General features: G+C 68.4%; 11 protein-coding genes. 9 read left to right on the forward strand and 2 right to left on the reverse strand.

The genetic code is table 11. The annotated features are described in order from the left end of the window. The first annotated feature begins 185 nt into the window (after nucleotides 1–185). The 7 genes from Q2K21_RS07425 (at nucleotide 186) to Q2K21_RS07455 (ending at nucleotide 8994) form a co-directional block, all read left to right on the forward strand. Nucleotides 186–1193, forward strand: coding sequence for an ABC transporter permease (locus Q2K21_RS07425; protein ID WP_310767307.1), 1008 nt, complete (start codon nucleotides 186–188; stop codon nucleotides 1191–1193). 69 nt (nucleotides 1194–1262) lie between these two features. Next, complete coding sequence (locus Q2K21_RS07430; RefSeq protein ID WP_310767310.1) at nucleotides 1263–3062, forward strand: ABC transporter substrate-binding protein; 1800 nt, start codon at nucleotides 1263–1265, stop codon at nucleotides 3060–3062. Nucleotides 3063–3173: 111 nt separating this feature from the next. Further along, nucleotides 3174–4172, forward strand: coding sequence for an ABC transporter permease (locus tag Q2K21_RS07435; protein WP_310767313.1), 999 nt, complete (start codon nucleotides 3174–3176; stop codon nucleotides 4170–4172). Continuing rightward, nucleotides 4169–5266 (forward strand): ABC transporter ATP-binding protein, encoded by a 1098-nt coding sequence (locus Q2K21_RS07440; RefSeq protein ID WP_310767316.1) that lies wholly within the window; start codon nucleotides 4169–4171, stop codon nucleotides 5264–5266. The genes Q2K21_RS07435 and Q2K21_RS07440 overlap by 4 nt, the downstream gene beginning before the upstream one ends. A 14-nt stretch (nucleotides 5267–5280) precedes the next feature. Continuing rightward, nucleotides 5281–6762: an ABC transporter ATP-binding protein gene (locus tag Q2K21_RS07445; protein ID WP_310767319.1), complete on the forward strand. Its 1482-nt coding sequence runs from the start codon at nucleotides 5281–5283 to the stop codon at nucleotides 6760–6762. A 97-nt stretch (nucleotides 6763–6859) separates the two neighbouring features. Then, on the forward strand, nucleotides 6860–8251 hold the full coding sequence (locus Q2K21_RS07450) for a M1 family metallopeptidase (protein ID WP_310767322.1): 1392 nt from the start codon (nucleotides 6860–6862) through the stop codon (nucleotides 8249–8251). Between the two features lie 86 nt (nucleotides 8252–8337). Then, nucleotides 8338–8994 carry a trimeric intracellular cation channel family protein gene (locus Q2K21_RS07455; RefSeq protein WP_310767326.1) on the forward strand — a complete coding sequence of 219 codons (657 nt, stop codon included), beginning with the start codon at nucleotides 8338–8340 and terminating at the stop codon, nucleotides 8992–8994. Here Q2K21_RS07455 and Q2K21_RS07460 read toward each other — a convergent pair. After that, nucleotides 8903–10129 carry an alpha/beta hydrolase gene (locus Q2K21_RS07460; protein WP_310767329.1) on the reverse strand — a complete coding sequence of 409 codons (1227 nt, stop codon included), beginning with the start codon at nucleotides 10127–10129 and terminating at the stop codon, nucleotides 8903–8905. The two genes, Q2K21_RS07455 and Q2K21_RS07460, sit on opposite strands and share 92 nt — an antisense overlap. Before the next feature lie 229 nt (nucleotides 10130–10358). Here Q2K21_RS07460 and Q2K21_RS07465 point away from each other — a divergent pair, with 229 nt between their 5' ends. Beyond that, on the forward strand, nucleotides 10359–11222 hold the full coding sequence (locus tag Q2K21_RS07465; protein WP_310767332.1) for a thioesterase family protein: 864 nt from the start codon (nucleotides 10359–10361) through the stop codon (nucleotides 11220–11222). A gap of 173 nt (nucleotides 11223–11395) precedes the next feature. On the opposite strand, the gene Q2K21_RS07470 is transcribed toward Q2K21_RS07465, so the two are convergent. After that, nucleotides 11396–11977 (reverse strand): TIGR03086 family metal-binding protein, encoded by a 582-nt coding sequence (locus Q2K21_RS07470; RefSeq protein ID WP_310767335.1) that lies wholly within the window; start codon nucleotides 11975–11977, stop codon nucleotides 11396–11398. 113 nt (nucleotides 11978–12090) lie between these two features. Between Q2K21_RS07470 and Q2K21_RS07475 the strand changes: the two genes are divergently transcribed. Then, complete coding sequence (locus tag Q2K21_RS07475; RefSeq protein ID WP_310767338.1) at nucleotides 12091–13068, forward strand: helix-turn-helix transcriptional regulator; 978 nt, start codon at nucleotides 12091–12093, stop codon at nucleotides 13066–13068. Nucleotides 13069–13084: the final 16 nt, after the last annotated feature.

Genomic DNA, 13084 nt, shown 5'->3' on the forward strand with positions numbered 1-13084 from the left:
ACGGAACACCTCAAGATGCATCACGTTTACGCATCCATTCACCGTCAAGTCTGGCAACTGATCGCAGAACCGTTGAAGACTCCCGCACCAGGGGTTTGTTCGCCCCTGTGTACGACGGACTGATTCATGCCGCTACAGCGGCGAGCGCGGGCCGGCCACCGCCGGTTGAGAGGGGTCCCTGCCAGATGACGGCACCATTGCACGAGCCGACCGCTGAGGCGGCCCCGAGTGCTGCCGAGGAAGCGGCTGCAGCCAGCGCGGACGCGAAGGCCGTACAGGGACGTTCCCTGGGTCGGATCGCCTGGGAGCGCCTCAAGCGTGACAAGCTCGCCCTGACCGGCGGCATCGTGGTGCTCGCCCTCATCCTGCTCGCGCTGCTCGCCCCGGTGATCACGAACCTGCTCGGCCAGGATCCCGACGCCTACCACGAGAGTCTGATCGACCCGCTCTTCGGTACCCCCAAGGGTTCCCTCGGCGGCATCAGCGGCGACCACCTCCTGGGCGTGGAGCCGGTCAACGGCCGCGACATCTTCGCCCGGACCCTCTACGGCGCCCGGATCTCGCTCCTGGTCGGTTTCCTGTCCGCGGTGGTCGCCGTCGTCCTCGGTACCGTCCTGGGCATCCTGGCCGGCTTCTTCGGCGGCTGGGTCGACTCCCTCATCAGCCGCGTGATGGACGGTCTGCTGGCCTTCCCGCAGCTGCTGTTCACCATCGCCCTGGTCTCCGTCATGCCGAGCAACATGCTGGGCCTGACCGGCTCCAACGTGCGCGTGTTCGTGATGATCCTGGTCATCGGTTTCTTCGGCTGGCCCTACATCGGACGCGTGGTGCGCGGCCAGACCCTCTCGATGCGTGAGCGCGAGTACGTCGAAGCCGCCCGATCGCTGGGCGCCGGGCAGTTCTACATCCTGTTCAAGGAACTGCTGCCGAACCTCGTCGCGCCGATCATCGTGTACACGACGATGATGATCCCGACCAACATCCTCACCGAGGCGGCACTCAGCTTCCTGGGCGTGGGCGTCAAGCCGCCCACGTCCTCCTGGGGGCAGATGCTTTCGAGCGCGATCGACTACTACGAGTCGGACCCCATGTACATGGTGGTCCCCGGTGTGGCGATCTTCATCACCGTTCTTGCCTTCAACCTCTTCGGCGACGGCGTGCGGGACGCGCTGGACCCGAAGGCCTCCCGCTGAACTGCCGTACTCCAAGTTTCCCGTGGCCATAACACGGGGTCTCTCATCAAATTCGGAGGATCCGAGATCGTGACTACCCAACGCACCTCAGGGCGGCGCAAGCAGGCCATGGCCGCTGCCGCGGTGGTCGCCGCGCTGCTGACCACGGCGGCGTGCGGCGGCGGCGACGGCAAGGACGGCGACAAGGGCTCGACGACCGGTGCCGCCGGCTTCGACGCCGCGAACAACAAGGTCGCCCAGGCCTCGCTGGCGAAGAAGGGGGGCACGCTGAGGTTCGGTGGCGCCCAGGACGCCGACTCGTGGGACACCACGCGTGGCTACTACGGCTTCATGTGGAACTTCGCGCGCTACTACAGCCGCCAGCTCGTCACGAACAAGCCGGCGCCGGGCAAGGAAGGCGCCCAGCTGACCCCGGACCTCGCCACCGGGCTCGCCAAGGTCACCGACGGCGGCAAGACCTACACGTACACGCTGCGTGACGGCGCGACGTGGGAGGACGGCAAGCCGATCACCTCCAAGGACATCAAGTACGGCATCGAGCGCGTCTGGGCGCAGGACGTGCTGTCCGGCGGTCCGGTCTACCTGAAGGACGTGCTCGACCCGAAGGGCGAGTACAAGGGCCCCTACAAGGACACGTCCAAGGACAAGCTCGGTCTGAAGGCCATCCAGACGCCGGACGACAAGACCATCGTCTTCAAGCTGCCGCAGGCCAACTCGGACTTCGAGGAGATGCTGGCCCTGGTCTCCGCGTCCCCGGTCCGCCAGGACAAGGACACCAAGTCCAAGTACGGTCTGCACCCGTTCTCCTCCGGCCCGTACAAGTTCGAGTCGTACAGCCCGGGCAAGGACCTGACCCTGGTCCGCAACGACCAGTGGAAGCAGGCCTCGGACCCGATCCGCAAGGCGTACCCGGACAAGATCACCATCACGTTCTTCTCGGACGCCAACCAGCTCGACCAGCGTCTGATCAACGGTGACCTGGACCTCGACATCAACCAGACCGGCATGTCGCCGCAGGGCCGTACCACCGCCCTGAAGCAGCACAAGGCCAACCTGGACAACCCGGTCTCCGGCTACATCCGCTACGCGGTCTTCCCGCAGAGCGTCGCGCCGTTCAACAACGTCGACTGCCGCAAGGCCGTGATCCTGGGCGCCGACCACGTGTCGCTGCAGACCGCCCGTGGTGGCCCGGTCGCCGGTGGTGACATCGGCACCAACATGCTCCCGCCGTCCGTCCCGGGTGCCGAGGGCCAGAAGTACGACCCGTACGAGCTCGCCGGTGCCAACAAGAACGGCAACGTCGCCAAGGCCAAGGAAGCGCTGAAGGCCTGCGGCAAGCCGAACGGCTTCAAGACCACCATCGCCGTCCGCAACAACAAGCCGGTCGAGGTGGCCACCGCCCAGTCCCTGCAGGCGTCCCTGAAGAAGATCGGCATCACCGCCGAGATCGACCAGTACGACGGTTCGCAGACCACCGGCATCATCGGTAGCCCCGCCAACGTGAAGAAGAAGGGCTACGGCATCATCATCATGGGCTGGGGTGCCGACTTCCCGTCGGTCCAGGGCTTCGGTCTGCCGCTGTGGAACAGCAAGTACATCCTGGACAGCGGTAACTCCAACTACGCGCTGATCAAGGACAAGGCGATCGACGGCCTGTTCAACAACTACGTCACCACGCTGGACGACGCGGGCAAGACCAAGATCGCCACGGACATCAACCACAAGGTCATGGACGGCGCGTACTACCTGCCCTTCGTCTTCGAGAAGTTCATCAACTGGCGCGGTGACAACCTGGCGAACGTCTACACGTCGGACGGCTACAGCGGCGTCTACGACTTCGTCAACCTCGGCCTGAAGTCCACGAAGTAACCCTCGGCACACCCGCCGTACTGCACGAAAGGCAGGTGAAGGCCGGCGCGGCGTGATCGCGGGCCACCGGACGACCTCCGGTGGCCCGCGGTCCGCGGCGGGCCGAGAGCTGTGCTCGCTTACCTCATCAGGCGGTTGTTCGCCGCCGCAGTGATGCTTGTGGTCATCGTCATGGTGGTCTTCGGCATCTTCTTCCTCATCCCCAAGTGGGCGGGGGTGGACATCGCCTCGAGCTTCGTGGGCAAGCAGGCCGACCCGGCCGCCGTCGAAGCGGTGCGGCAGAAGCTGGGCCTGGGCGACCCGATCTATTCTCAGGTCTGGGAGTTCTTCAAGGGCATCTTCGTCGGCCGCACCTACTCCGGCGGCGGTGACGTCACGCAGTGCGCCGCGCCGTGCTTCGGCTACTCCTTCCGGAGTGAGCAGGCCGTCTGGCCGGTGCTGACCGACCGCTTCCCGGTGACCCTGGGTCTGGCGCTCGGTGCCGCCGTGCTGTGGCTGATCTTCGGTGTCGCGGCGGGTGTGCTCTCCGCGCTCAAGCGGGGCAGCATCTGGGACCGCGGTGCGATGGTCGTCGCGCTGTCGGGTGTCTCCCTTCCCATCTACTTCACCGGCATGCTCGCCTCGGCGATCTTCGTCTTCGGTATGCACTGGATCGACGCGCAGTACGTGCCCCTGGACAAGAGCTTCTCCGGCTGGTTCGGCGCCATGATCCTGCCCTGGACCACCCTCGCGTTCCTGTACGCGGCGATGTACGCCCGGATCACCCGCGCCACCATGATGGAAATCCTCGGCGAGGACTACATCCGCACGGCGCGCGCGAAGGGCCTCAAGGAGCAGGTCGTCATCGGCAAGCACGCCATGCGCTCCACGATGACGCCCATCCTCACGATGCTCGGCATGGACCTCGGCGCCCTCATCGGCGGCGCCATCCTGACGGAGTCGACGTTCAACCTGCCCGGCCTGGGGCAGGCGGTGCTCAACGCCATCAAGAACCAGGACCTGCCCATCATCCTGGGCGTCACCCTGATCACCTCGCTCGCGGTGCTCATCGCCAACCTCCTGGTGGACGTCCTGTACGCCGTGATCGACCCCCGAGTGAGGCTCTCATGACCGAACTCAGCAAGAGCGGAGCGGCCGTGGGTGAGCCCACCTCCGCCTCGCCCGCCCCCACCGCCTTCCTCGAAGTGCGCGACCTGAAGGTGCACTTCCCGACCGACGACGGCTTGGTCAAGTCCGTCGACGGGCTCAGCTTCAAGCTGGAGAAGGGCAAGACCCTCGGCATCGTGGGCGAGTCGGGCTCCGGCAAGTCGGTGACCTCGCTCGGCATCATGGGCCTGCACACCGCCGGCCAGTACGGCAAGCGCAAGGCGCAGATCTCCGGCGAGATCTGGCTGAACGGCACCGAGCTGCTGTCGGCCGACCCCGACCAGGTGCGCAAGATGCGCGGCCGCGAGATGGCGATGATCTTCCAGGACCCGCTGTCCGCGCTGCACCCGTACTTCACGATCGGTCAGCAGATCGTGGAGGCGTACCGCATCCACCACAACGTCGACAAGAAGACCGCCCGCAAGCGGGCGATCGAGATGCTCGACCGGGTGGGCATCCCGCAGCCGGACAAGCGGGTGGACAACTACCCGCACGAGTTCTCCGGCGGTATGCGCCAGCGCGCGATGATCGCGATGTCGCTGGTCAACAACCCCGAGCTGCTCATCGCGGACGAGCCGACGACCGCCCTCGACGTGACCGTCCAGGCGCAGATCCTCGACCTCATGCGCGATCTGCAGAAGGAGTTCGGCTCCGCGGTCATCATCATCACCCACGACCTGGGCGTCGTCGCCGAGCTGGCCGACGACCTCCTGGTGATGTACGGCGGCCGCTGTGTCGAGCGGGGACCGGCCGAGAAGGTGTTCTACGAGCCCCGGCACCCCTACACCTGGGGTCTGCTCGGCTCGATGCCGCGTCTCGACCGGGACCAGCAGGAGCGCCTCATCCCGGTCAAGGGCTCTCCGCCGTCCCTGATCAACATCCCGTCGGGTTGCGCCTTCAACCCCCGCTGCCCGTACGCTGACCTCCCGAAGGACAACGTCACCCGCACGGTCCGCCCCGAGCTGACCGAGGTCGGCAGCCAGCACTGGGCCGCCTGCCACATGACGCAGGAGCAGCGGGAGCGTATCTGGACCGAAGAGATTGCGCCGAAGCTGTGAGCGAGGACAAAGCAGTGACCATTCCCGCGCAGAGCGAAGGCACCAAGGCCACCAAGGGCGCCGGTGACGGCGACGTCCTGCTGAAGGTGACCGGGCTCCAGAAGCACTTCCCGATCAAGAAGGGCCTGCTCCAGCGGCAGGTCGGCGCGGTGTACGCGGTCGACGGCCTCGACTTCGAGGTGCGCAAGGGGGAGACCCTGGGCGTCGTGGGCGAGTCCGGCTGTGGCAAGTCGACGATGGGCCGGCTGATCACCCGGCTGCTCGAACCGACCGGCGGAAAGGTCGAGTTCGAGGGCAAGGACATCACGCACCTCGGCGTCGGCGGCATGCGTCCGCTGCGTCGCGACGTGCAGATGATCTTCCAGGACCCGTACTCGTCGCTGAACCCGCGTCACACCATCGGCACGATCGTCAGCGCTCCCTTCCGCCTCCAGGGCGTCGAGCCCGAGGGCGGCATCAAGAAGGAAGTGCAGCGACTGCTGTCGGTCGTGGGTCTCAACCCCGAGCACTACAACCGCTACCCGCACGAGTTCTCCGGCGGTCAGCGCCAGCGCATCGGCATCGCCCGCGCGCTCGCGCTGAAGCCGAAGCTGGTCGTGGCCGACGAGCCCGTCTCGGCGCTCGACGTGTCCATCCAGGCGCAGGTCGTGAACCTCATGGACGACCTCCAGCAGGAGCTCGGCCTGACGTACGTGATCATCGCGCACGACCTGTCGGTCGTCCGGCACGTCTCGGACCGGATCGCGGTGATGTACCTGGGCAAGATCGTGGAGCTGGCGGACCGCGACTCGCTGTACAACGCGCCGATGCACCCGTACACCAAGGCGCTGATGTCGGCGGTGCCGATCCCGGACCCGAGGCGCAAGTCGGAGAAGAGCGAGCGCATCCTGCTCAAGGGTGACGTGCCCTCGCCGATCTCCCCGCCGAGCGGCTGCCGCTTCCACACCCGGTGCTGGAAGGCCACGGAGGTCTGCCGGACGACCGAGCCGCAGCTCATCGAGCTGAAGCCGGGGCAGCGCGTCGCCTGCCACCACCCGGAGAACTTCGAGGACCAGGCCCCGCAGGACACGGTGCTGCTGACCGACGCCAAGGAGGCGGCGGAGCTGGTGCCGGAGGCGGTGCTGGAGGAGTCGGCGGAGACGTCGGCGGCTGTGGCCGCGGAGGTGGCGGCCGAGGCCGAGGCTGAGGAGGCTTCTTCGGAGCAGTCGGCCGAGGAGGCCACCGAGGAGCCGGCCGCCGCTGAGGAGGAGTCCTCCGAGGAGTCCGCCAAGGAGTCGGCTGCCGCTGAGGAGGAGTCCTCCGAGGAGGAGTCCGCCGAGGAGCCCGCGGCCACCGAGGAGCCCGCGGCCACCGAGGAGCCCGCGGCCACCGAGGAGCCCGCGGCCACCGAGGAGCCCGCGGCCACCGAGGAGCCCGCGGCCACCGAGGAGTCCGCCGAGGCGGCCGCTTCGGAGGCGAAGGCGGAAGCCGATCGTCAGGAGTCAACTGACAAGTAACGCATGACGACTTGGTAAAGTCATGTGCATGCCCGAACGGGAGAGCGCAGAGTCTGGCGTGTCCGTCTGATCGACAGCACGCTCGAAGGGACGACTCATGGCACTCTCCCGTTCGGCACGCTTAGGGGCCCTCGCCACCGCGGCGGCCTCCTTTCTCGCCATCGCGGCCTCCTCCGCCCCGTCCGCCGGCGCCGACGGCATCGGTGACACCTATTTCCCGCAGCTCGGCAACGGCGGCTACGACGCCCGCCACTACGCCCTCGACGTGGCGTACAACCCGGACACCGACCGCCTCGACGGCCGTACGACGATCACGGCCCGCGCCACCCAGAGCCTCACCTCCTTCGACCTCGACCTCCAGAAGCTCGACGTCACGAAGGTCGAAGTGAACGGCAGACCCGCCCAGTTCACCCGCGAGGGCGACGAGATCCGCATCACCCCGCGCGGCGTCCTCCCCAAGGGCAAGGACTTCACGGTCACCGTCACCTACGGCGGCATCCCCGAAGCCCTCGGCGGCCCCATCGTCTTCGGCTCCAACTACGGGTGGATGAAGACCGCCGACGGTGTCTTCGTCGCCTGCGAGCCCAACGCCGCCTCCACCTGGTTCCCCTCCAGCGACCACCCCGCCGACAAGGCCACCTACGACATCCGCATCAAGGCCCCCAAGGGCCTGACCGCCGTCTCCAACGGCCGCCTGGTCTCCACGTACGACAAGGGCGACCAGACCGTGACCCACTGGCGTGAGACCAAGCCGATGGCCACGTACCTGGCCACGGCGACCGTCGGCAAGTTCGACGTGAAGACCGGGAAGACACCCTCGGGGATCCCGATCTACGTCGCCATCGACCCGGTCCTGGCGAACAGCAACAACGTCGACGTGTACGCCGTCACGGCCGAGGCCACCGACTACTGGTCACAGGTCTTCGGCCCGTACCCCTTCGAGGAGACCGGCGCCATCGTCGACGACATGCCCGAGGCGGGCTTCTCGCTGGAGGTCCAGTCGAAGCCCGTGTACTCGGCCGTCCGCTCCGAGTCGACCATCGTGCACGAGCTGGCCCACCAGTGGTTCGGCGACTCGGTCTCGGTGGAGCGCTGGAAGGACATCTGGCTCAACGAGGGCTTCGCGACCTACGCCCAGTGGCTGTGGGCCGAGCACAAGGGCACCCGCTCGGCGCACGACTCCTTCCTCGCGGCATACAACGCCCGCCCGGCCGACAATGCCTTCTGGCAGATCACGGTGGCCGACCCGCAGCGCGACACCATGTTCGCCTCGGCGGTCTACCAGCGCGGTGCGATGACGCTCCAGGCGCTGCGGGAGCGCATCGGCGACACCGCGTTCTTCAAGCTCCTGCCCACCTGGACGAAGCTCCACCGGTACGGCAACGCGAACACCGGCGACTTCATCCGGCTCGCGGAGAGGATCTCGGGGCAGAAGCTGGACGACCTGTTCCAGAAGTGGATCTACACCACCGGAAAGCCGGCTCTGTAACCTCGGCAACCTCGGCGCTCCGGAGCTTCGACCTTGCTTTATAAGGCGCGCACCCTCCATGCCCTTCGATAGGTGACAATGTAGGGGTGCTCCAGCAATTGTTCAGCCCCTCCGTCCAGCACACGCTGGACGTCGTCGGCATCTTCGTCTTCGCGATCTCCGGCGCGCTGCTGGCCGTCCGCAAGAACTTCGACGTCTTCGGCATCGCCGTGCTCGCCGAGGTCACCGCGCTGGGCGGAGGGGTCTTTCGTGACCTGGTCATCGGTGCCGTACCGCCGGCCGCCTTCACGGATCTGGGGTACTTCCTGACCCCGTTGCTCGCCGCCCTCCTGGTGTTCTTCCTCCACCCCCAGGTGGAGCGCATCCAGGTCGCCGTCAACGTCTTCGACGCGGCCGGCCTCGGCCTGTTCTGTGTCGCCGGGACGACGAAGGCGTACGCCTACGGACTCGGCCTCACCTCGTCCGCGGCTCTGGGTCTCGCCACGGCCGTGGGCGGCGGCGTACTGCGGGACGTCCTCGCCAACGAGGTGCCCTCCCTGCTGCGCTGGGACCGCGACCTGTACGCGGTGCCGGCGATCGTGGGCGCCACGATGGTCGTGCTCTGCATCCGCTATGACGCGCTGACCCCGTTCACCTCCGGGCTCGCGGTGGTCACCGCTTTCGTACTGCGCCTGCTGGCGATGAGGTTCCACTGGCGAGCGCCGCGCGCTTGGAACCGTCGCTCCACGGTTGCTGAGGAATAGCCCCGGTGACGGGCTTGCCGGTCATCTGCTGGGTCAGCCAGGTGAACGCGTACGGGATCTGCGGCCGCCACAGGGCCAGCGTGTGGCCGCCGGCGCTGCGCGGGATGAACACCGTGCGCACCGTTGTGGGCGGTTTGGCGATCCCCTTGAGCGCCGCGGCCGCCTGATAGCCGTCGCCCAGCTGGCCGGACAGATAGAGGGAGATGCGCGGCGGGGTGCGGTAGCCCTTCAGCAGGAGGAACGGATTGTTCTCGCGCCGCAGCTCGATGCTCCGCGCGGCGAGCGAGTGGCGTTCGCCGATCGGGTCGTTGTAGCCGGACATGCTGATGGCGGCCCGGTAGCGGTCGGGGTGCGCGACCGCGAGCTTCGCCGCGCAGTGCGCTCCCGCGGAGTAGCCGGCGGCCGCCCAGCCGTTCGGCGCGGACTGGGCGCGGAAGTTGTCCGTCACCATCTTGGGCACGTCTATGCTCAGCCAGCTGTCGGCGTTGACGGTGCCCGGGATGTTCGCGCAGCCGGTGTCGACCTTGGCGATGAGGTTGGTGCGCGGCGCGACCAGGATGAACGGCGCCACCTGCCCGCTGCGCATCAGCGGCAGCAGTTGCTCGTGCACGTTGAGCGAGCCGAACCACGCCTTCGCCGAGCCGGGATAGCCGGACAGCAGCTCCACGACCGGGAACTTCTTGTTGCGGTAGGCGGGTTCGTCGTACTGCGGCGGCAGCCAGACGTAGACCTCGGCGTTGACGCCCGAGACTCGTCCCCTGACCTGCGTGACGCGTACCCCGCCGGCGGCGTGCATGCCCGGCCCCTCGGCCTGCGTGAACTGCTGGCGAACCTTGGGCAGGGCCTTGACCTGGATGCCCCCGGTGCCGTCCTTGCCGAGGTCGGCGGCCTGCTGCACATGGTTGCCGGTGCCGAGCAGGTCGTCCCAGTTGTCGTACAGGCTGTTGGCGTTGTTCACCATGACGAAGACCAGGGTGATCGCCGTGCCCTGGGCGAACAACAGCATCAGCAGCCGGGCCGCATGGCGCACGACCACCGGGCCGCGGATCCGGGACCACAGGAGCAGAGGCAGGATGAGGGCGACCGCCGCGAGGGCGATCGACGTGAGGAGGAACGGCGTCCCGGTGAGACTCATCGGCTTTGCGGCTCTCCCTGTGAAACGGATGGATCAAGCTGTACGTCTTCTGAGAGGGAATCCGGGGGCCATCGGTCACGGACGAGTGGTGACACTTACCGAGAAATTGCCAAAACCTCACCTAGGAGTGGCTGGAAATCGCGTGGTGGCGGGGTGCGCAGTTGTGATCGTCACACGGTCGAAACGGCAAAAGCTACTGCTTAGTAATCACCTGTTGTAGCGTTCAGGCATGCCAGATGCAGCTACCGCCCAGGCCGCACGAGCCGCAATCGGCGACAGCGAGTTCGACCGCGACACCGCGGTCACCCTCCGCGAGCCCGGCGTCTACGACATCGACCTCTCCGCCGGCTGGACGATCATCAGCGCCGTCAACGGCGGCTATCTGCTGGCCGTCCTGGGCCGGGCCCTCGCGGACGCCCTGCCGCACTCCGACCCGTTCACGATCTCCGCGCACTACCTCACCGCGTCCCAGCCGGGCCCCGCGGTGATCCGGACGGAGCTCGTCCGCACCGGCCGCACCCTCTCCACCGGTCAGGCTTCCCTCTTCCAGTACGACGACGAGGGCCGCGAGGTCGAACGGATCCGCGTCCTCGCCTCCTACGGCGACCTGGACTCCCTGCCCGACGACGTCCGTACGAGCGCGAAGCCGCCGGCCTTCCCGCCGTTGGACCAGTGCTTCGGCCCCGAGGACGGCCCGGCGCCGGTCCCCGGCAGCTCGGCCATCACCGACCGCCTGATGCTGAAGCTCGACCCCGCCACGCTGGGCTGGGCGCTCGGATCGCCGTCCGGCAAGGGCGAGATGAGGGCCTGGTTCGGGCTCGCCGACGGCCGCGACGCGGATCCGCTCTCGCTGCTCCTCGCGGTCGACGCGCTGCCGCCGACCGCCTTCGAGCTCGGCCTCTCCGGCTGGGTGCCGACGGTTGAACTGACCGTCCACGTCCGTTCCCGCCCGGCACCGGGCCCGCTGAGGGTCTCCATCACCACGCGCAACCTCGCGGGCGGCTTCCTGGAAGAGGACGCGGAGGTATGGGACAGCGCAAACCGCCTGGTCGCCCAGTCACGCCAACTGGCGAGGGCCAGGCTGGCCGCCTGAGGGGACATACGGTTTGCCGCCCCCAGAGACGGCAAATTCAGCCCCTCCGGCGTTTGAGGAGCGGGGGTTCAGGGGGCGGAGCCCCCTGGTGGGGTTGAAGGGGCGGAGCCCCTGGAGGACGGGACGGGTAGGGGCGGCGGGGGCGGAATCCATCCCCGCCGCACCCGGCACGGCTACGCGCCGAACCCCCGCCGCCCGAGCCACGCCCCCAGCTCCCCATACGCATCGGCCCCCTCCGGAGCGGCCACGGCCGAGGCGAACGGCCCGTCGTCGCCGCGGTCCGGGGCCGGCAGCACGAGCCGGGCCACGGCCAGCGCGAACTCCGCAAGCTCCGGGTCGAGTTCGAGAGGACGGCCGAGCGCCTCGGACAGGTCCCACGTGTGGGTCACCGCCTCCATCACATACCCCGACAGCGCGTTGCGCCCCGACGTCTCGCCCCACGGAACACGCACCGTCGCGTCCAGCCGCGCGTCCTCCGCCCAGGCCCGCCGGACCTCCGTCCTGGCCCCGTCGTACGCGGCCGACCAGCCGTCGTCCGCGACGCCGTCCACGAACGGGCGTACGGCCAGACCGTCACCGCCCGCCCCCACCACGGCGATCCGGCGCGTGCCGCCGACGAGGTGCGACAACAGCGTCCGTACGTCGAAATCGGTACACGGCGTGGGCCCGGCGAGCTGCTCCGGCCCTACGGTCTTGATCAGCGCGGCGACCTGCTCGGCGGCACGGGCGTAGACGGGGCGGGGGTCGATGTCCATGGCGGTCCTCTCGAAGTGGCCCGAAGTGAGTCGGTGCCATGAGGGTCGCCTCATAACGTGACAGTTTCCGTCAACATTTGCGCGGCCCCTCGTACCGCCGCGATGCTGGGCGGGTGAAGTCCGACCGCCTGCTCTCGATCCTCCTGCTGCTCCAGACCCGAGGCCGCGTCCCCGCGCACGAACTCGCCGAGCGGCTGGAGGTGTCGGTGCGCACCATCTACCGCGACATCGAGGCCCTGTCCGCCTCCGGCGTCCCGGTGTACGCGGAGCGCGGACGGCACGGCGGCATCGAACTGCTCGCCGGTTTCCGTACGGACGTCACGGGCTTGACCGCGGACGAGTCCCGCGCCCTGTTCATCCTGGCCGCACAGGGCACGCACGCCGCCCTCGGTCTGGACGCGGCCCTCGGCTCCGCGCTGCGCAAGGTGATGGCCGCGCTGCCCGCGCCGCACCGGCCCGCCGCCGAGGTCACCAGCCGCCGCATCCTGGTCGACGCAACCCGCTGGAAGGGCGGCCCGCAGCTCGCCGTCGACCTGGACACCCTCCAGGACGCGGTGTTCGCCGACCGTCGGCTGAGGCTGCGCTACCGGCACAGCGGCGACACCGCACCGCACACGTACACGGTCGACCCGTACGGGCTCGTCTCGAAAGCGGGCGTCTGGTACCTGGTCGCCGACCGCCGCGCGAAGCCGCGGCTCTTCCGCGCCGACCGGGTGCGGTCCGCCACGCTGCTCGACGACCCCGTGCGACGGCGGCCGGGCGTCGAACTCGCCGACGCCTGGGAGGTCTTGCGTCGTGAGGTCGAGGAGCGCCCCGGTGGGCTCGACGTCACCGTACGGGTCCGGCGCGACCGCCTCGACATGTTCCTGCGGATGACGGCCTCGGCACTGGCCGGGCTCCCCGAGGACGACGGCGCGAGCGAGTGGGTGACCGCGCGGCTGTCCTACGGCTTCGTCCGCGAGGCCCGTCAACTGCTCGCGTTCTCCGACCGCGTGGAGGTGCTCTCCCCGCCGGAAGTGCGCGAGGAACTGATGACCGCGGCCGCCTCTGTCACGAAGCTGTACCAGCCAGTAGTCGAGCGGCGGTCCTGAAGTCCCTGGTCAGATC

It is taken from the genome of Streptomyces sp. CGMCC 4.7035 (genome assembly GCF_031583065.1).
GTDB lineage: Bacteria > Actinomycetota > Actinomycetes > Streptomycetales > Streptomycetaceae > Streptomyces > Streptomyces yaanensis.

Bases quoted from the DNA above. Each gene is read 5' to 3' on its own strand.
- Q2K21_RS07425 (WP_310767307.1), top strand. From the start codon at position 186: ATGACGGCACCATTGCACGAGCCGACCGCTGAGGCGGCCCCGAGTGCT.
- Q2K21_RS07440 (WP_310767316.1), top strand. From the start codon at position 4,169: ATGACCGAACTCAGCAAGAGCGGAGCGGCCGTGGGTGAGCCCACCTCC.
- Q2K21_RS07450 (WP_310767322.1), top strand. From the start codon at position 6,860: ATGGCACTCTCCCGTTCGGCACGCTTAGGGGCCCTCGCCACCGCGGCG.
- Q2K21_RS07460 (WP_310767329.1), bottom strand. From the start codon at position 10,129: ATGAGTCTCACCGGGACGCCGTTCCTCCTCACGTCGATCGCCCTCGCG.
- Q2K21_RS07465 (WP_310767332.1), top strand. From the start codon at position 10,359: ATGCCAGATGCAGCTACCGCCCAGGCCGCACGAGCCGCAATCGGCGAC.
- Q2K21_RS07470 (WP_310767335.1), bottom strand. From the start codon at position 11,977: ATGGACATCGACCCCCGCCCCGTCTACGCCCGTGCCGCCGAGCAGGTC.